Raw genomic sequence first — 21,245 nt, 5'->3', positions numbered from 1 at the left:
TGAGTAGGTTTAGTTTATTAAACTTCAAAAGCAGGTGTTTACAAGAGGAATGCCCACCTAAGACAGGCAGAAGTAAGGTTAAAGGAAAAAGGGGTTAAATTTCATTACCTCTGTCATATTTATATCAATTTAGTAGTACACGTCTGATTTTGTGATAATCACTGAACTATTCCCATGGCTTTTTAGATACCGATCACACCTTTGCCCAACCAAGATTGGTACTTTAGTTACCAGAAATGATAATAACTTTAAACATTTAAGCATAAAGGTGAATTTATGGCTGCTAAATTTTTTATCCCATCAGTTAATGTGTTAGGACAAAATGCCGTTGATGAAGCTATTGGTGACATTAAAACTCTGGGCTTTAAACATGCATTAATCGTAACCGACAAGCCTTTAGTTGAGATAGGGCTAGTTGGCCAAGTTGCAGAGAAATTGGGGGCAGCAGGAATACTATCTACAGTCTTTGATGGCGTTCAGCCCAACCCAACAGTAGGCAACGTTGAAGCAGGATTGGCGCTACTCAATGCCAACGAATGTGACTTTGTTGTATCACTGGGCGGCGGCTCTCCCCATGACTGTGCTAAAGGTATCGCGCTAGTGGCAACCAATGGTGGCAGCATCAAAGACTATGAGGGCTTAGATGTCTCTACCAAACCTCAGCTTCCCCTTGTTGCAATCAACACCACTGCAGGAACGGCAAGTGAAATGACACGTTTCTGCATCATCACAGATGAAGCCAGACATATTAAAATGGCCATCGTCGATAAACACACCACACCTATTCTATCTGTTAACGATCCAGAGCTAATGCTGGCCAAGCCTGCAGGTTTAACCGCAGCAACGGGAATGGATGCTTTGACTCACGCAGTCGAAGCCTATGTCTCTATCGCAGCAAACCCTATTACTGATGCCTGTGCGATTAAAGCCATTGAGCTTATTAAGGGTAATTTAGTCGAAGCGGTAGATAACGGACAAAATATCGATGCCCGAGATCAGATGGCTTACGCTCAGTTCCTAGCAGGAATGGCATTTAATAATGCTAGCCTAGGATATGTACACGCAATGGCCCATCAGCTTGGTGGCTTCTATGATCTACCACACGGAGTATGTAATGCCCTGTTACTGCCACATGTTCAAGAGTATAACGCGCAAGTCAGCGCGGCTCGTTTAAAAGATGTAGCTAAAGCGATGGGCGTTGAGGTCGCAAGCATGAGTGATGAACAGGGGGCTGCTGCTGCCATAGAAGCAATAAAATCACTCTCTGTTGCAGTTAAGATCCCAGAAAATCTCACTAAGCTAGGGGTTAAGGCGGAAGATATCCCAACCCTTGCAGAAAATGCCCTTAAGGATGCTTGTGGCTTGACCAACCCTAAGCAGGCAAGTCATGAAGAGATCTGTCAGATCTTCACTAACGCACTCTAGCCAAGTAAAGCTGAATCAGTTTTACTTATCGATAAAAACCTAATTTAGCAGTGACTTATGCTTATTTTTACAACGACCAGCAAGATAAACGCTTAAAAATAGGTAAAGAACAGATAAATCACTAGCACAAAATGATACATCTGTTGTAAGCTGGTTTAGTTCGCTTTTTCCCTGCAAAGAATTAGCACACTAAAAAGCCCAAGATTATTTAATAATCTTGGGCTTTTTTTATGTTCAAAAAATTCAGGCACAAAAAAGACCGCCCATGGGCGGTCTTAATTTTATAGTCTAGAGAACTAGATTATAGAGCTACTACGTTAGCAGCTTGAAGGCCTTTTTGACCTTGCTCAACTTCAAAAGATACTTTCTGACCTTCTGCAAGAGTCTTGAAACCATCAGAAGCGATAGCACGGAAGTGAACGAATACGTCAGCGCCGCCATTCTCTTGAGAGATAAAGCCGAAACCTTTCTCTTCGTTAAACCATTTTACAGTACCAGTAGTTGAATTAGACATTTTGTGTCCCTTATATAAATTCATTAAAAAGTATCGCGAAAGTGCGATGTGCTAAGAAGCTGAATTATTAAGTATTACGATGAAGCTAAGGGAAACACACTACCGAGACAAACTTGCGAAGATCTAACTGAGGGTTCTACTTTTACTTAATTCTTATCTTTAATAACTCTTCCAACAGAGCGGTGGTGATAATATCATGAATTTAGAATTTGTAAACACTAATACCAATAAAGAAAGGCTCATCATCTGATGAGCCTTTACGTGTAAGTAAAACAGCTGCTAAAGCTAACTACTCAGCAGCTTTTGCTTTACCTTTAAACTTCTCTCTCATTGTCTGCATCATCACGTAGAATACAGGCACTAGTAGCGTACCTACTATGGTTGCAGCCAACATACCGCCAAACACGGAATAACCCAGTGCACGACGGCTTCCCGCGCCCGCACCTGTGGCAATAACCAAAGGCAACACCCCAAGTAGGAAGGAGAATGCTGTCATCAATACCGCCCGGAAACGTAGTCTTGCCGCCGTTTCACCCGCATCGAGGATACTCTTACCCTCCTCTCTTAATTGCTTAGCAAACTCCACAATCAAGATAGCGTTCTTACAGGCAAGTCCTATCAGCAACACTAAGCCAATCTGGGCATAAAGGTTCAGATCTGAGCCCACCAGCAAGATATTCAAGAAGGCGCCAAGTACCGCTATGGGCACCGCCAGAATAACCGCAAATGGAATTGTCCAGCTCTCATATTGCGCCACCAAAAACAGGTAGGTGAATAGAAGTGCTAAGCCAAAGATCAAGGGTGCTAAGTTACCCGCTTTGATCTCCTGATAGGTTTGTCCCGTCCACTCAAACGTATACCCTGTTGGCAGCGTCTCATTCGCAGCCCTCTCCATCGCAGTGATGGCATCACCTGAACTGAATCCTGGTGCAGGGAAACCGTTAATCGTTGTGGAGTTGAACATATTATAGGAGTTCATCACATCCGGCCCTAGGATAGGCGTGACTTTAACTAAGGTGCTCAGAGGCACCATCTCCCCTGTATTAGAGCGAACATAAAAGCGCGAGATATCTTGATCTGAGTTACGAAACTCTCCTTCTGCCTGTAAAATCACCCTAAACACTTTACCGAAACGGTTAAAGTCATTCACATACATAGAGCCCAACATGGTCTGCATGGTTGTGAAAATCTCATTGAGCGATATACCAAGCGCCTTAGCCTTATCCCTGTCAACATCCACATACATCTGTGGCACATCGGCGCGGAAATTACTGAAGGCCATGGCGATTTCAGGTTGACTATTTGCCTTCATTATCAAGGCGCGCATTACAGATGCCAGCTCTTGTGGTGTTCGCCCTTGAGTGTCTTGTAGTACAAACTCAAAACCACCTACGCTTCCCACTCCAGGGATCGGTGGTAGCGAGAATGCCATCGCCTTCACTGATGGGTTAGCCGCGTATTTCGCCTGCAGCTTAGCAACAATGGCTGACTCCACCATATCTGGAGTATCACGCTCATCCCAAGTAGAAAGGGAAACGATCATCAAACCACCATTTGAAGCAACTGAGCCAGTCAAAATACTAAAGCCACTTGCATGGATCACATTCTCAACACCTGGCTCTGCTAACGTCAGCTCCACCAGCTCTTTCATCACCTCTTCGGTTCGGTTCAATGAAGCGCCATCAGGTAGTTGGATATCCACCATAAAGGCTTTTTTATCCTCCATTGGCACAAACCCTGATGGTAATATCTTCGCCACTCCTCCAGTCACCGCAATCAAACAAGCATACACGACTAAAACCAAAGAGAGCTTACGGGTGAGTGATGAAACCAATCCCATATACTTACCAGTCACACGTTCAAAGTACTTGTTAAACGTGGCGTGGAAGCCTTTAGTATGTTGCTTAGGTGGTCGCAGTAGTGACGCACAAAGCGCTGGGCTCAATGTCAATGCGTTAATAGACGAGATTAGTACAGAGATACAGATAGTCACGGAGAACTGTGCATACATCTGACCTGTTATTCCTGGCATAACCGCTGTAGGAGCAAACACCGCCAGTAACACTAAAGTGGTCGCAATAACGGGACCTGTCACCTCTTTCATCGCTTTAGAGGTCGCTTCTTTTGGTGACAAGCCCTCATCTTGCATTAGGCGTGTTACGTTCTCCACCACCACAATCGCATCATCGACCACAATACCGATAGCCAATATCAACGCAAATAGCGAGACCGTGTTGATGCTCATTCCAAAAGCCAATAGGAAGGCAAACGTACCAATTAGGGAGACAGGAATGGCAATCGCAGGGATCAAAGTAGAGCGGACATCCTGCAGGAAGATAAACACTACAAAGACCACGAGTGCTATCGAGATAAATAGAGTTTGCACCACTTCATTAATCGAAGTTTCAACAAACTCTGTGGTGTCATATAGCACCTCATAGTCGAGATCATTCGGAAAACGCTCAGACAGTTTCGCCATCTCAGCTTTAACCGCTTTACCCACATCCAATGCATTGGCATCTGGAGATTGATAAATAGCGATAATCGCCGACGGCTTATTATTTAGCTTACCCTGAGCATCATACGTTTGTGAGCCCAGCTCTACACGCGCAACATCTCCAACAATCACCTTAGAGCCATCATTGTTAGCGCGGATCATCACATTTCTGAACTCTTTAGGATCTTTCAAGCGACCTTTTGTCTGAAGCGTGTATTGAAACTGCTGATCAGGATCCACAGGTGCAGCACCGATACGTCCAGCGGCAACCTGAATGTTCTGCTCTTGCAGAGCGCCAATCACATCTTTGGCCGTCACCCCAAGACTTGCCATCTTATTCGGGTCTAGCCAGATCCGAATCGCATAGTCGAGAGCACCAATCACCTGCACTTTCGACACACCATTTTGACGTGCTAACGCATCGGTGACATTTAAGCCCGCATAGTTGGTAATAAACAGAGAATCGAAGGTCTCCTTTGGCGAAACCAAGTTCACCACCATCAAGATATTCGCGCTCTGTTTCTCTACGTTAACCCCTTGACGTTTAACCTCTTCAGGCAGCCTTGGCATCGCCTGCTGAACTCGGTTTTGTACTTTTACCTGAGCCATATCAGGATCAGTACCCACCTCAAAGGTCACACTCAAAGAGTAGCTGCCATCATTGGCACTCTTTGACTGCATGTAGAGCATGCCTTCGACACCATTCACCTCAGCCTCTATTGGCTGAGCTATGGTGTCTTTCACTATGTTGGCACTAGCACCAGAGTAGCTAGTAGAGACATTAATCTGCGGCGGTGCGATCTCTGGAAACTCCGCCACCGACAAGATAGGAATAGAGATAAGGCCGACAATCGTCAGCACCGTTGAGATCACAAAGGCAAATTTAGGCCTATTAATAAAAAAGTCACTAATCATGACGATCCCCTGTCACCATTAAATTCAACCTTAAACTCAGACCCAAGCAAATTTAGGTCCAAGCTAATAAAAAAATCACTAATCATGACAATCCCCTGTCACCATTAAATTCAACCTTAAACTCAACTTTCGACTCAAACCTAAGCAAACTTAGGACCGAGCCAATAAAAAAATCATTCATAATGATTAACCTTTTCCTTGAGATATGACTATTTAGGTGCCGTTTGAGACTCTTTAAACGGAATTACTTCCTGCTCAACTGCTTTTACCTGAATACCAGGGCGAATTTTCTGTAGTCCATCAACCACAATCCGTTCACCATCTTTAAGGCCACTCAAGACACGCCAATCGATGCCGAAGCGCTCACCTAACTCAACAATACGTTTCTCAACCTCATCTTTATCGTTAAGCACCATCACAAAGCGACCTTGTTGATCTTCCTGTACCGATGCTTGAGGAATAAGCAGTGCATTCTCTTTCACTGGTGACTCTATGATTAAGGTGACAAACATGCCTGGTAACATCAGCTTGTTTTCATTCTTGAAGGTCGCACGAATAGGTAGAGTACCTGTTGCGGCATCGACACGGTTACTCACAAAGTCCACATAGCCTGTTTCTGAAAACATACTGCCATTTGGCAGGCGTAACCCTATGATGATGTCTGAGATCTCGATCTCTTTCTTCGCCGCCTTAGCAAAGCTCTCACGAGCATTGATCAATGCTCTTTCAGCTACTTGAAAATTAACCCACATAGGCTGCAACTGAACCAAGTTAGCCATTTCAGAGTTAGAGCTGATAATGTCACCAGTGCTGACCTTTGAGTTACTAATACGACCTGAGATGGGAGCATAAATTTTGGTGTAACTTAATTGAAGCTCTGAGCCCTTAACTGCAGCTTCAGCTTGAACCACACCTGCCGCCGTTGTCAGCTTACGGGTGGTCAGCTCATCCATATCCTGAGCACTAATCATGCCGTCCGGCAACAAACGGCTTCCGCGCTCCCAGTTCATTACCGCCACATCACGGGAAGCTAATGCTTGCTTTAACACAGCTTTATGTTGAGCAAGTTCAGCCTCAAAAGTAGAGGGGTCGATCTCAAACAACAGATCCCCTTTATCAATATCATCCCCCTCAATAAAAGTGCGCTTTAGCAACTGCCCCTGAATTTGAGATTTAATTACCACATCTTCAGAAGCATGAGTACGACCGACGATTTCAGTCTTAGATTGAATCTCTTCGGTTTTAGCCGTATTGACGATAACACTCGGCAACATAGCTTGCTTAGGTGCAGGAGCGTCGCCACAGGCCGCTAATTGCAATCCTATAATAAACAGAGTGCACCATTTTAATTTTGAAACGGTTTGAGCAGGCATTTAGGCCTCCGATAGATATTGGTAACATTTGATGATTTCACAAATTATAAGCAGATAAATAAGTTATTAATACCTATTTACATCTTTACCCCATAAAAACAACAGACAGGTATCACCTTTATTAAATGCTTTATTATTTACTAAATAAAACGCATAAATAAACAATATTGATAACTGACAGAACAATCACTTAGATATAAACAATACTTAAGTTACTTCTAAAGAATTAAATTATCCTTAATGATACTAAACAAATAAAATCAGTAAGTATCTGCTTTACTGATAGGTAATAAACCTCAATAAAATCAATTTCCACACAAGGTCCATTAGTTGATGCTTTATTAAGCAAGAGAAAAGCAATTGGACAAAAGTGCGATCTAGCACAAGGTTATCTTTATTTGACTCATGTTAAAAAAGAGTCAGACCAACTCTAAAGAGCAATGACTTAACAGAGTCATTTGTGAAAGATAAGTAAAGCCTAATTAAGAGTTGACCGAACACAAAAGCAGTGCCTATGATGGCATTAGTATCCGCATATAAAGGTAGGTAGCATATGACAGCAATTTCTCATGTTTACAACTATACAGTTCGATGCCCACACATTAAGGATCCCGCTCACCCAACAACTTGGCAGAATCATGTCGAGTTTAATCAATCATGCGAAATCGGTTTAAACAGATTAACTAAATGGCATGGTCGTTCAGGTCACCGTGTATTTGAAATTGATGGGTTTGTTGTTCGTGAAGCTGATACCGAAAGCGCCTACTTCTCTATGCAAACGAACCGCCTCAAGGGTGACGGGCACGCCATTGTGACCTTTAAGATCTTTATGGATGACGACACAAAAGACACCTCTGTAGAGGAGATCATGCAATACCTAATCGAAGATTACGGTAAAAAAATTGCTGACGTTTAATCATGAAGAAACTATTAAATCTAACGATTGCATTCGCTTTTATCATAAATCTTTCAGCCTGCGCTGAATTAAAGGAAACAGGTAGAGCGATTGGTCAGGGTACCAAAGAGGTGACAACTGACATAGGTCACGCAACCCGAGATGCGACTAAAGCGATAGGCCATGCTTCCCGAGATGCTGTCAAATCAGTTAATGACGATCTTAGCAAGAAAGATTGATGCTATACCCAAACAGCTTCAAGGTGCAAGATTCAGCATCTTGAGGTAGCTTGGGTATATAGGCACACCGCTCTCTTACTGCGATATCACCTTTAGTATAAGCTAAGCGGCATTTGCCCTTATACCGTGGGGCTTAGGCAAGCCCTTTTCATCCACATTAACAAATACCATCTGATTGATAGTAACAATGGGAAGGTGTGAAACCTTACTCCTCACTTCACAGCGAACAGTAATAGAGCTACTTCCCGCACTGATTAACTCAAGGCCAAACTCAATCACATCCCCCTGCCTTGCGGGTGTCATAAAGTTGATCTCAGAGATTAATTTGGTCACTAATTGTTGGCTCTTCATCTGGCAGCCAGCAAAAATTGCCGCCTCCTCATCAATCCAACTCAACAACTGCCCACCAAAGAGAAGGTTTGCAGGGTTTAAATGTTCAGGCTTAATAAATCTGCGACTGTAATATTTCATAATTTGTCCCTTTCAATTGAGATATCAGTTAGGTAGCTGCAAAATTAACACAGCAAACCACCTATACTCACAAATAGGTAGCAAGATAAATACCAACTACCAATCCCTTTAAATACAAAAGATTACATAAACCCCAGTAAGTAAGACTGCACCAAAATAGGAGCTTTAGCTTAAAAAAGTGCAAGATTAAACCCCATAAAAGCTCAAGCAAGGCTCAAAACTAAGTTCAAAACAGAAGAGATATTGAATGAAAACTGATATCTGTCGGCTTTCAGTTGAGTTAGACAGCAACTCCAATAGAAAACTTTGATGGGTAATACCTAGAAGTGATAAAATGACTCCGTTAAATTTACCGCGCCTCTACGTAAACTAACCGATAAATTTATGGCACTTTTCGCGTCATAAGCTCTTTTCTGTCAACAGATATGAAATAACCATGAATAAGCTAACATTGACCTCTTGCATGGCGGGCAACGCCGACCCTTTTGTAAAAAAACTAACAGAGTACCTCGCAACTAAGCTGCAACTCCCTATGACATCGACTCTTGATATCAGTTGGCAAGAGAGAGAACAGAAGTTTGATAATGGCGAAATACAGATCTGTTGGATCTGCGGATTACCTTACGCTTGGAAAGCCGACAGTACTGGCAGCGAAATAGAACTACTGGCCACGCCAGTATTAGAAGCCAGCCGTTACCAAAATAAAGCTGTTTACTACTCAGATATTATGGTCCCTGCCGAGAGCGATATTCAAACATTTGACGATCTTCAGGGGGCAAGTTGGGCCTATAATGAACCCAACTCACACTCAGGTAGCTACCTTATGCGAAGCCATCTGGCGGCATTGGGGCTAGACAGTCGCTATTTGGGCAAAGTCATTGAATCTGGCGCCCATCAAGAGTCAATAAAGATGCTTTTAAATCGCGACATAGATGCCTCAGCTATCGACAGCTGGGTGTTTGAACTAGAGCTTGCAAACGATCCATCACTCGCAACAAGACTTCGTGTTATCGAGACTCTCGGCCCAAGCGGCTTCCCGCCGTTTATCATCTCAAAACAGGTTCCCGAGCATCTACGTCAAACATTAAGGTCGGCCATGCTAGCCATGGATAAAGATCCATTAGGCCGTGAGATACTGGACTCAGTAAAGATATCCCACTTCACTCAAAATGGGGATAGAGATTACGACTCCATTCGTGAGATGGCGAAGTTAGCTCAGCAGGTTGAGTGGAGTAAATAAGCGATAGTGCCAAGGTCAATGGCAAGTCGCCTACTCGTCACTATCCACAACCCTTTTATGGTTGAACATCTCTTTGAGTAAAATACAGGTCTGTGCCATTAAAATTAAGGTAAATGGCACAGCCCCTAAAATAGCTATCTGCTTATTCAACTCAATATCGTTTTTCAATAATAGCGCGATTGTGATCGCCACTAAGGTTAAACTCCACATCAATTTAGACCCTAACTGACTGCTACCTGTTAGCATACCACTGACATAGATAGCAGAATCGGCACTGGTGATAACAAAGGTCACCAGTAATAAAATCGCACTGTAGGTTAGTATTTTTCCGTAGGGGATAGCATCGAAAAAGGTAAACAGGCCATAAGTTACATCACTATTGGTCGCCGCAATCACATCGTCCAAAATGCTCATCTCAAATACACTTCCACCAAAAGCACTGAACCAGACGATAGTGGTAAGTGTTGGAACAAATATCGTACACAGCAAATATTGGCGAACCGTACGTCCTTTGCTAATCCTCGCAATAAATGGACCGACAAAGGGTGCCCAGGCAATCCACCAGACAAAATAGATGATACTCCACCCTTCACTCCAAGCCCGAGAACTGGGATCGATAGTAAAGGAGAGCGAGGGAAGCAAACTGATATAACTCACCGTTGAAGTAACCAAGGTTTCAGCAACCGCAAAGGGATCCACAATGCTGACAACGACCAGCAGTATGGCGATAACAAACAGCAAGTTAAACAGACTCATCTGCTTAATCCCCCTATCAAGTCCAAGAGTTGATGAGAGCGTGAAGGCCAATGCGATAGCCATAAGCAGAACTAATCGAAATATCAAACCAGCAATATCCCAAGGCAGAACCTGCTGTAAACCACTTTGCACCAACGCAATGGTGTTAGCTAAAGTTCCCGCGACACCGAAGATAACCGCGATTACAGCTAGAAAGTCAAAAACCTGAAACCTTCCCCCCTTGGCTTTATCGGTAAAACTCGCCGAAATGGTCATAGCTCGCCCACGATTAAAGGCAAACCAAGCCATCACTAAGCCACTGATGGCATAAACTGCCCAAGCATGAACGCCCCAATGGAAGTAGGTCAGTGCCAGAGCAGTATCTTTAGCATCTTCAACATTCGATGTCAGCGGTGTATCCGCCACGAAACTCGGCGGATGCGCAAAATGCACAATAGGCTCAGCCACCCCCCAAAAGATCAAACCAGATCCCATCCCCGCAGCAAATAGCATGGCGGTCCAACTGATAAAACCAAACTCAGGCTTCTCATCCCAGCCCCCTAATCTCACTTTACCAAATGGGGTAAAGGCGATGAGCAGTGACAGAATAACCAAGAGTGAAGGAAATACGATAAAACCCAGCCCATACTCCTTAATTGCATAGTCAGAGATACTGGCGGCAAAAGTCACCGCAGTGCCAGGAAATAGGAGAAAAGTGGCGGCCAAAAGCAGACAGGAGATAAAGCCTATCTTCTCTTTACTAATGCGATGTTTTATAGGAGCTGGTGAGGTGTTCAGGTGCTCAGGTTTTCTATTCATAGGATAATCGAATTCATCTACAAAGAGGTCAAAAAGTAAAGGTGACAGGGCTTGCTCAAGGTTAATTTCGCTTAGTCATGGCAGCGGAGCAAAAATCACTGCGACTCTACCACACTAAAGCGTACTCCTCTTCGTTTTTTGCTCCAAACCACAAAACTCACTGAATCAAGTAAAACAGCTTCAGTCACAAAAACTCAATCTAACTGACCTCTCTTTGTCATATAAATATCCGACTATCATCGCGTTAAATCCAAGCTCAAAAATAGAACTCAATAATATAAGGGTGATGATAGTGATTAATATGAAAATTGTAGCTGCGCTCGTTTCATGCAGTTTAGTAACTATTACGGCCAATGCAGCCGTACTACCTACCAATCAAACTGACAGTGAGTGGTTTAAATCCAGCGCACTCAAGGTCACAGAGAAAACTCAACAGGTGAATAAAGAGAAGGCTAAAAATGTCATTCTTTTTGTGGGTGACGGTATGGGGATCTCAACCTTAACCGCTGCACGCATTTTTCAAGGACAGCAAATAGAGGGCAATATGGGTGGCGAGGAGAACTTCCTCAGCTTCGAGCAGTTCCCTCACACTGCGTTAGTAAAGACTTACAACACTAATCAGCAAACACCTGATTCGGCTGGCACCATGACAGCTATGGTGACAGGGGTGAAATCTAAAGCGGGCGTCTTATCCGTCTCTGACACCAGCCTGCGTGCAAACTGCTTGTCATCAAAGGGGAATGAGCTCACGACCTTGGTGGATTTAGCGAATGCCAAAGGCCTCTCCACCGGCGTTGTCAGCACAGCTCGTATCACACATGCAACCCCAGCAGCCGCTTATTCAAGTACGCCTGAGCGTGGTTGGGAAGCAGACAGTAACCTACCAGCAGAAGCGATCACCAATGAATGTAAAGATATCGCCTATCAACTGGTCATGCGCGATGAGGACAATGCACTCACTGTCGCTCTTGGCGGCGGACGCCGTAACTTTATTCCTGACACCATCACAGATGGCGAAGATAAAAAAGGTCGACGCAGCGATGGAGTTGACCTAACCAAAAGCTGGACAGATAACTTAAGCAATGCAGCTTATGTATGGGATAAAACAGGTTTTGATGCGATAGATACAGCCTCAACAGAACATCTACTTGGCTTATTTAACTCCTCTCATATGGAGTATGAAGCAGACAGAATGGATGACACCGCAGGTGAGCCCTCACTCACCGAGATGACCACTAAATCTATCGATATACTGAAAAAGAACGACCAAGGTTACCTATTAATCGTTGAGTCAGGACGGATAGATCATGGCCACCACGCAGGTAATGCACACCGCGCCTTGATGGATGCGGTAGAGCTCTCAAATGCCGTTCAGGCAGCAATTGACAGTACCGATCCTGAAGAAACTCTCATTATGGTGACCGCTGATCACAGCCATGTGTTTACTATCGCTGGGTACCCTAAGCGCGGTAACCCTATCTTAGGCTTAGTGCACAATGTCGATGGCAACGTAGCCACAGCCAAAGATGGTAAACCTTACACCACACTTGGCTATACCAACGGCCCAGGCGCGGTAGTAGGTCTTCGAGATGATCTCTCATCTGTCGATACTCAAGAGAAAAGCTTTAAACAACAAGCGCTAATTCCAATGGGAAGCGAGACTCATGCTGGCGAAGATATTAGCCTGCACGCCACAGGTCCAGGGTCACACTTAGTTCAAGGTGTCATAGAGCAAAATGTCATTTTTCATATCATCAACCAAGCCCAATCTCTTGGCGGCACTAAATACTAGTCAAACAGTACTCAATTTTGGAGCAAAACAATGAATAAGAAACTACTGGTACTGTCTTTGGCAGCAATCTTAGGTCTAGCTGCATGTGGCAGCGATGGTGATAACGGTGCTAATGGTAACAATGGCACCGACGGAAACGATGGCAGCAATGGAACTGATGGTAAAGACTGGAGCTCTGTCAATGAGTGGTACATTGACGGCCAACGCCGAGTGACTAAAGCGGCGGGATTTTCAGTCAACAACGAAGCAGGAGCTGCCAAAAACATCATACTGTTTGTCGGTGACGGCATGGGCGTATCAACGGTAACAGCCGCGCGCATTCTCGAAGGGCAACTTAAAGGAGAAACTGGCGAGGAGAACTCACTCTCATTTGAAACTCTGCCTCATCTTGGTTTAGCCAAAACCTATAACGTAGATGGACAAACTCCAGACTCAGCCGGCACCATGACGGCCATGGTCACAGGGGTTAAAACCGATGTCGGCGTACTGTCCCAAGCTGAGGGAGTTACCCGAGGTAACTGCGCGTCAACCACAAATCAAAACCTAGTGACCTCCCTTGAATTAGCCGCAATGGCAGGTTTATCTACGGGGGTAGTGTCTACTGCACGTATTACCCATGCAACGCCTGCAGCTACTTACGCCCACTCACCTGAACGTAACTGGGAGAGTGATGCAGACTTGCCCGCTGAAGCGGTAACCAATGGCTGTAGAGATATCGCCAGCCAGTTACTCGACTTCGATTTTGGCAGTGGCATCAATGTGGTAATGGGTGGCGGACGCCGCGCCTTTATTCCAAACACCTTAACCGATGCTGAGGGGAAGAATGGCAAGCGTTTAGATGGACGTAACCTGACCGATGAGTGGACAGCAAAATACACCAACTCAGCTTATGTCGAAGACAGAGATAGCTTTTTAGCCATTAATCCTGCAACCACAGATCATGCCCTTGGCTTGTTCAACTCATCCCATATGGAGTATGACTACGACCGCACAATTCAAGGTGTGACGGGGGAGCCTTCACTGGCAGAGATGACAGCTAAGAGCATCGATATTTTGAAGAAAAATGATAAGGGTTTTGTGCTGATTGTCGAAGCGGGTCGTATCGACCATGCTCACCATGCAGGGAACGCAGCAAGAGCCCTCTATGACACCATAGCCCTCTCTGAAGCTGTCCGTGTCGCCATGGAGAAAACCTCGACGAAAGACACACTGCTTATGGTCACAGCCGATCACAGTCATGTGTTTACCATTGCCGGTTACCCAACGCGAGGCAACCCAATACTTGGCCTAGTGAAGGGCAATGACTCTTCTGGCCTGCCAGGCCCAACTAATGCAACCGACAACAATGGACTGCCATACACCACTGTGGGTTACACCAATGGACGCGGCTATGCCAACCTAAGCACAGGCGGTGATGAGCGTTATGGCTACCCGGTAGAAACTGGACGGGTCGATCTTAACTATATCGATACTCAAAGTGCAGGCTTTCACCAAGAAGCACTTGTTCCGCTATCGAGTGAAACCCATGCAGGTGAAGATGTTGGTATATTTGCAAGTGGTCCAGGCTCTCATCTCATTGAAGGCACTGTTGAGCAAAACCATATCTTCCATGTCATTAATCATGCTGCCAACTTAGTTGTCAAAGCTGAAGCTGCTCAGTAAACCTTAGGTTCTGAAGGTCACTCAAGAGATTGAGTGACCTTTATCCAATTAAAGTGGAGTTTTTATGAAGTACTCTTTACTTAGCACTGCCCTGTTATTTACCGTAAGCCTGAACTGTTTTGCCCATTCAGAGGGTATAGAAGAGGCTGTAAGTAAGAAAAAAGTAAGCAGATTTCAGTGTGATCAATTAGCGCCCACTAACATCAAGCTCGAGTATGATGTGATCGAATCAGACCGTTTTGGTACACCACAGGCTAGCTATTTGATGCGTTTAATTAAAAACCAGCATCAAGTTATCTACCAAACGTCACCACAAACATTCGAAGCTTGGGATAAAAATGGTGAATATATCCGTTATTTTCCCGAGGAGCGTCGCTCAATCACCTACCGTCCAAGCGATCTACGCTCGCTAAATATCAGTTATGATCTGTTACAGCAGTTTCACTTGGTCTCACCTGAATTAAAATCACAGTTACAAAGGGGTGAGAACACACAGGCATCCTGCTTCCGGCTAGAGCAATATTCAGGTCTGCAAGGCGAGCAAAACATTAAACTCAAGTGGATTGAGTCTCTTGCTCTCCCCTATCAATTCTCCATCACCCATGCTCGAGGAAGCGTGCATTATCAACTGCGTGATGCCAGCCCCATGACAAGCGAGAAGGTCAACACCATCACACAAGGTTATAACGATCTCGACTTTGCCGATGTGGGCGACAGTGAGTCCGATCCCTTTATCGCTAAGATGATCACCCAAGGTTTTATTCAGCACGGCAGTTCAGGGTTTTATGACACTGATGGCAACTCTCTGTCAGGTGGAGATCACCACGGCCATGCGCACTAAAAATAAAAAAGTCTGCAGATGCAGACTTTTCTTTATTAAAACCTAATTTTAGTGGCTACTTTAGATGACGTTTAAGCTCAGTAATGAAGGTATCAATATCCTTACGGCTTACATCTGCATGGGTAACTAGGCGAACTGTTGAACTCGGGCTAATGAGTATACCGTTAGCCTTCAACTTAGCAGCAATAGTCTGTACATTCAGCTGAGGCGAAAATTGAACATAAACCATGTTAGTTTGCACTAAGGAGAGGTCAACGCTCACTTCATCCAAAGCCGCTAACTGCTGTGCAAGATAGGCAGCATTATCATGATCAATCGCTAAACGCTCAACTTGCTCAGTAATCGCTAAACTCGCTGCAGCGGCCAAAACTCCAGCTTGGCGCATTCCACCACCAAGCATTTTACGCCAGCGTCTGGCTTTCGCGATGAGGCGCTCATCACCCAATAACAGTGAACCAACTGGCGCACAAAGTCCTTTAGACAAACAGATAGAAACAGAGTCAAAAAATTGAGTTACTTCACTAATCGCAATATTTTGTGCCACGGCAGCATTAGCAACACGGGCTCCATCTAAGTGTATCTTTAACTTATTATCAAATGCTAAGGTTTGCGCTTGCGCTAAATACTCTTGAGGAAGCACTTTACCACCAATAGTATTTTCCAAGCTCAACAAACGTGTCTTAGCGAAATGAATATCGTCTGGCTTTATTGCAGCTTTAACCTCTGAAAGCAAAATAGTGCCGTCAGCTTGGTTAGTCAAAGGTTGTGGTTGAATACTGCCAAGTACTGCTGCTCCGCCTCCCTCAAACTTATAGTTATGGGCCTGTTGGCCACACAGATACTCATCACCACGCTCACAATGGGACATCAGGGCCAATAGATTTGCCTGAGTACCAGAGGAGGTAAAGAGCGCAGCATCGAAACCATACATTTCGGCAGACATCGCCTCTAGACGATTTACCGACGGGTCATCACCATATACATCATCGCCGACTTCGGCATTGGCCATAGCCTTACGCATAGCTGGCGTAGGCATAGTCACTGTATCGCTACGAAAATCTATCATAAGCTCACTTCACAAGAGTTAACATCTACGCATACTAACCTTAGAGTCGTCACTGTACCAGTGTTAAAAGCATCTATTATCACGCCCTTTAAAACTGATTTAAATACGAGTTAACCTCAAAAAAATAGACCAAACAAGCACTTCCAAAAGAAACAAGACCGAAAGATTAGCTAAACTAAAAAGCTAATCATAATTAAGCCATAAAAATAAAGGATAAAAATGAATGCACGACATTAACAAATTAGAAAAACTAATATCAAAATACAAAAAATGTTTGTTTTACTTTTGGCAATTTTAGTGCAAAATCGCCTCTCTTTTTTTCGCTATGGCCTCTCTTGATGTTAGAAGTTAAATTTATCAGTTTACTATGGCTTATCGGTATCATTGCCGAAGCCATGACTGGCGCCCTTGCTGCTGGGAAAAAACAGATGGATCTATTTGGTGTGGTCATCATTGGCTGCGCTACAGCAATTGGCGGTGGTACGCTACGCGATATGCTATTAGGAAACTACCCGCTCATTTGGGTTGAAAATGTGCACTACTTAATTGCTATCGCCTTTGCATCTCTGCTTACAGTCTTGATAGCCCCCGTTATGCGCTATCTCTCTAAAGTATTTCTAGCTATCGATGCACTTGGGCTAGCCGTGTTCTCCATCATAGGTGCCCAAAAAACACTAATGCTAGGCTTCAGTCCAATTGTTGCTGTGGTCATGGGAGTGGTGACTGGTGTGTTCGGTGGTGTGATCCGTGATATTTTGTGCAATCAAGTGCCGCTCATCTTTAAAAAAGAGCTCTACGCCTTGGTTGCTCTGTTAACCGCAGCTCTCTATGTCAGCCTTAAGTCTTTTGCTGTAACAGAGTGGATAAACCTTGCTATCTGCCTCTCCTTTGGCTTCAGTTTCAGAATGTTGGCGATTAAATTTCATTGGGGAATGCCGAAATTTGATTATCAATATGAACATGGCCACGATGGGGCATAATAAACCTTCTCGCTCATGGGATTTGGCATAAATGAAAAGGTCGGCAATTGCCGACCTTTTTTGTGTCTGAAAGTGAATCAGCTATGCAGATTATGCAGCTGGTGTTTCCTTCAGGTATAGATCCATTTGTGGATATGGAATACCGATATTGGCTTCATCCAGTGCGATCTTAATCTGCTCTAGCAGCTCAAAGTGCGCAGGCCAGTAGTCACTGCCTTTAACCCAAGGGCGAACAACAAAGTTAACAGAAGAGTCAGCCAATTCAGCAACTGCAATAGTGTAAGCAGGGTCTTTTAGAACGTACTGATTATTTTCAACTATTTGAGTCAGGATCTTTCTGACATCGGCCAAGTTAGCGTCATAAGAGACACCAATCACCAGATCAACACGACGTGTATCCATCGCAGAATAGTTAATTATCGTCCCATCCATCATGGCTGAGTTAGGCGCGATAATAAGCTTGTTGTCAGGTGTTAGTAACTTAGTTGAGAAGATAGTGATCTCATTAACGGTTCCGGCAATGCCTGCAGCCTCAACATAATCACCAACGCGACAAGGACGGAATAGCACCATTAACACCCCTGAAGCAAAGTTAGAGAGTGAACCTTGAAGTGCAAGACCAACGGCTAAGCCCGCGGCACCTATTACTGCAACCAAAGAAGCTGTTTGTACACCGATCTGCCCAAGCGTTGCCACAATAGTGAACACGAAGACTAGTGCCCATGCCATATTCCCCACAAAAGAGACGACAGTTTCATCTATCTTTCTCTTAAGTAGCAACTTACAGGTTATCTTTTTCGCCAGTCCCGATAAATATTTACCGATAACAAAAATAACAATTGCTAAGAGGATTTTCATTCCATATGTCACGACAAGCTCAGGCACTTGCTCGAACAAACCTTCCAAGTTTTCCATTTATTTACTCCCTAAAATGAACCAAACCAAGTTTGGCTTTATTATTACTAACCCAATAATATTGAAAATTGCTAGGTTAATTCAAAACTAATGTTTATATATTATGTAAAAGCCGTAACTAAGGCTCAACGAACAGCTCAACTCGACGATTCATCGCCCTCCCCTCAGGGAAATCATTGCTAGCCACTGGGTGAGTGTCAGCCATGCCTTTAACTTGGAATCGATCTGGATTAAACCCTAAATCATCAACCAAAATCCGCTTTACATTGAGAGCCCGAAGATGAGATAGCGCCATATTACCAGCTTCTGCACCAACTGAGTCTGTATGCCCAAGTAAACACAACTTAACGTCATGCTCTTGAAGAAAACGCTTAATACGAGTAAACACCTGCCACTGAGCAAACATCACCTCAGCCTGAGCAAACTCGAAGTTCAACACTAAAGGGGTAGCTTGAGTACATGTCCGCGGATAAAACTGCTCATCCAAAGTCGGTAAACAGAGCCTATCAGTATCGACTTGTACGCCACATCCGTTAGAGCGAACTATGACTCCGACTTTGGTTTCAGGGCAGGCATCCTTAGCATCTGGAACCCCATCTCCATCACTATCCGTCCATGTCCATGCCGAAGCAGACAAGCAAAACAGCAACCCAATAGAGAGAATAAAACAGACACCCGCTCGCTTTATCATATTTACCCACCAGCTTAAGCTTCCGCTTAACCTTTTAATTCTATATAAGCCCTATATAGCCCATGGAGGTAAAATAGACAATCCGAAGTGTAACTTTTACAAATTCCAACCATTTTATAACCTTCTACCAATTCAGTAAATAGCCAGAATAAAACACTGCAACATCAGCTTAGGTTGATAGTTCTAAGCTGAGTAACACCACTTACTAACTTATGCTGCCACCATCCTGCTGCGAATATTGTCATAACACCAGTTAAATCCGATAGCATAGAAAAAGAAAAATATCAGAAAGCCAGCTTCCATCAATAGTGCGGCACCTAAACTGATATTTAAAAACCAGGCTACAATTGGCACAGTTATAAAGATAATCCCGCCCTCAAAGCCCAATGTGTGAGCAACTCGCACTGTCACTGTTCTCGAAGCGCGGTCACAACCAAATTTCCTATCGAACCAGATATTGTAAAAATAGTTCCAGATAACAGCATATAAGCTGAGGCCAACACCGACTATCATCAATGATGACGCACCTTTGCTACTAAACATGGCAGCCAGAGGAACAACAATAGCTAATGCCAAAAGTTCAAACATGATTGCGTGAAATACTCTCTCTTTAGTTTGCATATCTTTAAAGCCCAATGGATAACTTGCAGCTATTATCATCTCAATATAAGATACAAAAAAGTTAGCTACCATCACCTTTATTGATATGTCTACTATCGAGCAATTAACCTCTTTCATTACCACTGTTGAATCAGGCTCTTTTTCAGCAGCTGCACGTAAGCTGGGCAAGGTGCAATCAGCCGTAAGTCAAAATATAATGAACATGGAGATAGACACGGGGCTTGTGCTTTTTGACAGAAGTGGCCGCTACCCTGTGCTGACACCTAAAGGCAGGCAACTATTACCACAAGCTAAAGCCGTTATCGCTCAGCATCGCCGCCTGACTCAACAAGTCAGTGCATTAGAGTCTGAGGAGACAAAAAAACTCACCTTAGCTATCGATGAAGGGATCCCCTATGCCCACCTTATCGAACTACTTCCACAACTTGAGCATGCTCACCCCGAGTTGGAGCTGGAGTTTCTTTGCGCTTCAAGTCAGGATGTGATCCAACTGGTCTTAGATAAAAGAGCCACCACGGGCCTGGTATTTAGCGATAACCTATACCCTGAGTCAATTGACTTCGAAACTTTAGGCACTGTAGAGTTCGAGCTTCTGATCAGCCCTAAGCACCCTTTAGCTCAAACAGATTCCCCCCATATGGATATGTTGAAACTTCATCGACAACTTGTCATAAGCTCTAAAGGCTCAAAAACCACTTGGTTCAATCAAGCTCATTCACCGGATGTATGGCACGCTGATAACTATTATGTATTGTTGGAATTAGCTAAATCGGGGTTTGGCTGGACTTTGCTTCCGCTTCACCTAGCAAAAGAGGCATTGGAGGCTAATACCCTTTGTAGGGTACCGGTTCAATTTGAGCAGCTTGGGTGGCAAGCAAATGTGGATGTGATACAGGAAAGCTCAATGATTTCCGAAGCCAACCACACCCTACGAGCTCTTCTACGCAGGCTACTTCAGCAGTAAATCACAGCAATTATCAGTCGCAGCTTTAATGTAAAGCTGCGACTTTCATATAGGCTATTCAGTAAGATTGATTATGAGCTAAGAGACGACGCTTGCGCATACCAGTTTGACCATACCGTCTTTTCCGGTAATTCAGCCTGTGATTGCATCCCTTCAAGAAGGCGAAGCAATAGCTCCCTGTCTTTGGCAACCGAAGAGTAGAAAAGAGGATCGTAAAAACAGCGTCGCTGCACAAGATCCAGCTGAGTATCAAAACCCAGATCGACGCCCTGTATACACAGATCTCTTGCACGTCGATTAAGCTCTGTCACATCGCTGTCGGCCAGCAGGTGAGCAACTGGACCTAAGAGTAAAATCAGCGACATACGACCTGGTGGTGTTTTCTGCCAATCGTTAAGTTTCCCCTGTTTAGCGTCAGTTAATAACGCCTCCCAATGGGATTGAGTTTGGTTCGAAAGGGAACTCCTAATGACACCCTCACCCTTGTTATATTCACTAAACCACTGAGTTATAAATTGCTCCACAAGGTCACCATCTACTTTATTTTTATGTAAATAATTGACCGTGAGAATATCACTCAATGCAAGAAA

General features: G+C 44.2%; 19 protein-coding genes. 9 read left to right on the top strand and 10 right to left on the bottom strand.

What is annotated here, in order from left to right:
- Window positions 1-276: 276 nt before the first annotated feature.
- A complete protein-coding gene (gene yiaY / locus SWOO_RS06930; RefSeq protein WP_012323997.1) occupies window positions 277-1,425 on the top strand; it encodes an L-threonine dehydrogenase in 1,149 nt (382 codons plus the stop codon).
- Window positions 1,426-1,726: 301 nt separating this feature from the next.
- On the opposite strand, the gene cspE is transcribed toward yiaY, so the two are convergent.
- From cspE to SWOO_RS06915, 3 genes are all read right to left on the bottom strand, one after another.
- A complete protein-coding gene (gene cspE / locus SWOO_RS06925; RefSeq protein ID WP_012323996.1) occupies window positions 1,727-1,939 on the bottom strand; it encodes a transcription antiterminator/RNA stability regulator CspE in 213 nt (70 codons plus the stop codon).
- A gap of 289 nt (window positions 1,940-2,228) precedes the next feature.
- On the bottom strand, window positions 2,229-5,351 hold the full coding sequence (locus tag SWOO_RS06920; RefSeq protein ID WP_012323995.1) for an efflux RND transporter permease subunit: 3,123 nt from the start codon (window positions 5,349-5,351) through the stop codon (window positions 2,229-2,231).
- A 209-nt stretch (window positions 5,352-5,560) separates the two neighbouring features.
- Window positions 5,561-6,724, bottom strand: coding sequence for an efflux RND transporter periplasmic adaptor subunit (locus tag SWOO_RS06915; RefSeq protein WP_012323994.1), 1,164 nt, complete (start codon window positions 6,722-6,724; stop codon window positions 5,561-5,563).
- Between the two features lie 553 nt (window positions 6,725-7,277).
- Between SWOO_RS06915 and SWOO_RS06910 the strand changes: the two genes are divergently transcribed.
- Together SWOO_RS06910 and SWOO_RS06905 are read left to right on the top strand one after the other, a co-directional pair.
- Window positions 7,278-7,640: a hypothetical protein gene (locus SWOO_RS06910; protein ID WP_012323993.1), complete on the top strand. Its 363-nt coding sequence runs from the start codon at window positions 7,278-7,280 to the stop codon at window positions 7,638-7,640.
- A 2-nt stretch (window positions 7,641-7,642) separates the two neighbouring features.
- On the top strand, window positions 7,643-7,858 hold the full coding sequence (locus SWOO_RS06905) for a hypothetical protein (protein ID WP_012323992.1): 216 nt from the start codon (window positions 7,643-7,645) through the stop codon (window positions 7,856-7,858).
- Window positions 7,859-7,960: 102 nt separating this feature from the next.
- On the opposite strand, the gene SWOO_RS06900 is transcribed toward SWOO_RS06905, so the two are convergent.
- Window positions 7,961-8,329, bottom strand: a complete 369-nt coding sequence (locus SWOO_RS06900; RefSeq protein ID WP_012323991.1) for an acyl-CoA thioesterase — start codon at window positions 8,327-8,329, stop codon at window positions 7,961-7,963.
- 436 nt (window positions 8,330-8,765) lie between these two features.
- On the opposite strand from SWOO_RS06900, the gene SWOO_RS06895 reads away from it, so the two are divergent.
- Complete coding sequence (locus SWOO_RS06895; RefSeq protein ID WP_012323990.1) at window positions 8,766-9,569, top strand: phosphate/phosphite/phosphonate ABC transporter substrate-binding protein; 804 nt, start codon at window positions 8,766-8,768, stop codon at window positions 9,567-9,569.
- 30 nt (window positions 9,570-9,599) lie between these two features.
- On the opposite strand, the gene SWOO_RS06890 is transcribed toward SWOO_RS06895, so the two are convergent.
- On the bottom strand, window positions 9,600-11,123 hold the full coding sequence (locus SWOO_RS06890) for a BCCT family transporter (protein ID WP_012323989.1): 1,524 nt from the start codon (window positions 11,121-11,123) through the stop codon (window positions 9,600-9,602).
- Between the two features lie 286 nt (window positions 11,124-11,409).
- On the opposite strand from SWOO_RS06890, the gene SWOO_RS06885 reads away from it, so the two are divergent.
- The 3 genes from SWOO_RS06885 (at window position 11,410) to SWOO_RS06875 (ending at window position 15,418) form a co-directional block, all read left to right on the top strand.
- On the top strand, window positions 11,410-12,915 hold the full coding sequence (locus tag SWOO_RS06885; RefSeq protein ID WP_041417524.1) for an alkaline phosphatase: 1,506 nt from the start codon (window positions 11,410-11,412) through the stop codon (window positions 12,913-12,915).
- Window positions 12,916-12,945: 30 nt separating this feature from the next.
- Entirely contained in the window at window positions 12,946-14,577 is a 1,632-nt protein-coding gene (locus tag SWOO_RS06880; RefSeq protein WP_012323987.1) for an alkaline phosphatase, read from the top strand.
- 64 nt (window positions 14,578-14,641) lie between these two features.
- Window positions 14,642-15,418, top strand: coding sequence for a hypothetical protein (locus SWOO_RS06875; RefSeq protein WP_012323986.1), 777 nt, complete (start codon window positions 14,642-14,644; stop codon window positions 15,416-15,418).
- A 55-nt stretch (window positions 15,419-15,473) separates the two neighbouring features.
- Here the strand turns inward: SWOO_RS06875 and ltaE are convergent, their stop codons facing one another.
- On the bottom strand, window positions 15,474-16,484 hold the full coding sequence (gene ltaE / locus SWOO_RS06870) for a low-specificity L-threonine aldolase (protein WP_012323985.1): 1,011 nt from the start codon (window positions 16,482-16,484) through the stop codon (window positions 15,474-15,476).
- 338 nt (window positions 16,485-16,822) lie between these two features.
- Between ltaE and SWOO_RS06865 the strand changes: the two genes are divergently transcribed.
- On the top strand, window positions 16,823-17,464 hold the full coding sequence (locus tag SWOO_RS06865; RefSeq protein ID WP_012323984.1) for a trimeric intracellular cation channel family protein: 642 nt from the start codon (window positions 16,823-16,825) through the stop codon (window positions 17,462-17,464).
- A gap of 90 nt (window positions 17,465-17,554) precedes the next feature.
- Here SWOO_RS06865 and SWOO_RS06860 read toward each other — a convergent pair whose 3' ends face one another.
- The 3 genes from SWOO_RS06860 to SWOO_RS06850 form a co-directional block, all read right to left on the bottom strand.
- On the bottom strand, window positions 17,555-18,379 hold the full coding sequence (locus tag SWOO_RS06860) for a mechanosensitive ion channel family protein (protein WP_012323983.1): 825 nt from the start codon (window positions 18,377-18,379) through the stop codon (window positions 17,555-17,557).
- Window positions 18,380-18,497: 118 nt separating this feature from the next.
- Complete coding sequence (locus tag SWOO_RS06855) at window positions 18,498-19,070, bottom strand: OmpA family protein (RefSeq protein WP_012323982.1); 573 nt, start codon at window positions 19,068-19,070, stop codon at window positions 18,498-18,500.
- Between the two features lie 210 nt (window positions 19,071-19,280).
- Window positions 19,281-19,691, bottom strand: coding sequence for a PACE efflux transporter (locus SWOO_RS06850; RefSeq protein WP_012323981.1), 411 nt, complete (start codon window positions 19,689-19,691; stop codon window positions 19,281-19,283).
- Window positions 19,692-19,776: 85 nt separating this feature from the next.
- Between SWOO_RS06850 and SWOO_RS06845 the strand changes: the two genes are divergently transcribed.
- The gene (locus SWOO_RS06845) at window positions 19,777-20,655 is read left to right on the top strand and encodes a LysR family transcriptional regulator (RefSeq protein ID WP_012323980.1); all 879 of its coding nucleotides are present in this window, start codon (window positions 19,777-19,779) and stop codon (window positions 20,653-20,655) included.
- Between the two features lie 71 nt (window positions 20,656-20,726).
- On the opposite strand, the gene SWOO_RS06840 is transcribed toward SWOO_RS06845, so the two are convergent.
- Window positions 20,727-21,179 (bottom strand): DUF924 family protein, encoded by a 453-nt coding sequence (locus SWOO_RS06840; RefSeq protein ID WP_012323979.1) that lies wholly within the window; start codon window positions 21,177-21,179, stop codon window positions 20,727-20,729.
- Window positions 21,180-21,245 lie beyond the last annotated feature (66 nt).

The organism is Shewanella woodyi ATCC 51908 (assembly GCF_000019525.1).
Taxonomy (GTDB): domain Bacteria; phylum Pseudomonadota; class Gammaproteobacteria; order Enterobacterales; family Shewanellaceae; genus Shewanella; species Shewanella woodyi.
This window is presented reverse-complemented; position numbering and strand designations above follow the sequence as displayed.

Excerpts from the sequence above, each read along its gene's own strand:
- yiaY (WP_012323997.1), top strand. The coding sequence starts at position 277 with ATGGCTGCTAAATTTTTTATCCCATCAGTTAATGTGTTAGGACAAAAT.
- cspE (WP_012323996.1), bottom strand. The coding sequence starts at position 1,939 with ATGTCTAATTCAACTACTGGTACTGTAAAATGGTTTAACGAAGAGAAA.
- SWOO_RS06920 (WP_012323995.1), bottom strand. The coding sequence starts at position 5,351 with ATGATTAGTGACTTTTTTATTAATAGGCCTAAATTTGCCTTTGTGATC.
- SWOO_RS06915 (WP_012323994.1), bottom strand. The coding sequence starts at position 6,724 with ATGCCTGCTCAAACCGTTTCAAAATTAAAATGGTGCACTCTGTTTATT.
- SWOO_RS06910 (WP_012323993.1), top strand. The coding sequence starts at position 7,278 with ATGACAGCAATTTCTCATGTTTACAACTATACAGTTCGATGCCCACAC.
- SWOO_RS06905 (WP_012323992.1), top strand. The coding sequence starts at position 7,643 with ATGAAGAAACTATTAAATCTAACGATTGCATTCGCTTTTATCATAAAT.
- SWOO_RS06900 (WP_012323991.1), bottom strand. The coding sequence starts at position 8,329 with ATGAAATATTACAGTCGCAGATTTATTAAGCCTGAACATTTAAACCCT.
- SWOO_RS06895 (WP_012323990.1), top strand. The coding sequence starts at position 8,766 with ATGAATAAGCTAACATTGACCTCTTGCATGGCGGGCAACGCCGACCCT.
- SWOO_RS06890 (WP_012323989.1), bottom strand. The coding sequence starts at position 11,123 with ATGAATAGAAAACCTGAGCACCTGAACACCTCACCAGCTCCTATAAAA.
- SWOO_RS06885 (WP_041417524.1), top strand. The coding sequence starts at position 11,410 with ATGATAGTGATTAATATGAAAATTGTAGCTGCGCTCGTTTCATGCAGT.
- SWOO_RS06880 (WP_012323987.1), top strand. The coding sequence starts at position 12,946 with ATGAATAAGAAACTACTGGTACTGTCTTTGGCAGCAATCTTAGGTCTA.
- SWOO_RS06875 (WP_012323986.1), top strand. The coding sequence starts at position 14,642 with ATGAAGTACTCTTTACTTAGCACTGCCCTGTTATTTACCGTAAGCCTG.
- ltaE (WP_012323985.1), bottom strand. The coding sequence starts at position 16,484 with ATGATAGATTTTCGTAGCGATACAGTGACTATGCCTACGCCAGCTATG.
- SWOO_RS06865 (WP_012323984.1), top strand. The coding sequence starts at position 16,823 with ATGTTAGAAGTTAAATTTATCAGTTTACTATGGCTTATCGGTATCATT.
- SWOO_RS06860 (WP_012323983.1), bottom strand. The coding sequence starts at position 18,379 with ATGGAAAACTTGGAAGGTTTGTTCGAGCAAGTGCCTGAGCTTGTCGTG.
- SWOO_RS06855 (WP_012323982.1), bottom strand. The coding sequence starts at position 19,070 with ATGATAAAGCGAGCGGGTGTCTGTTTTATTCTCTCTATTGGGTTGCTG.
- SWOO_RS06850 (WP_012323981.1), bottom strand. The coding sequence starts at position 19,691 with ATGCAAACTAAAGAGAGAGTATTTCACGCAATCATGTTTGAACTTTTG.
- SWOO_RS06845 (WP_012323980.1), top strand. The coding sequence starts at position 19,777 with ATGTCTACTATCGAGCAATTAACCTCTTTCATTACCACTGTTGAATCA.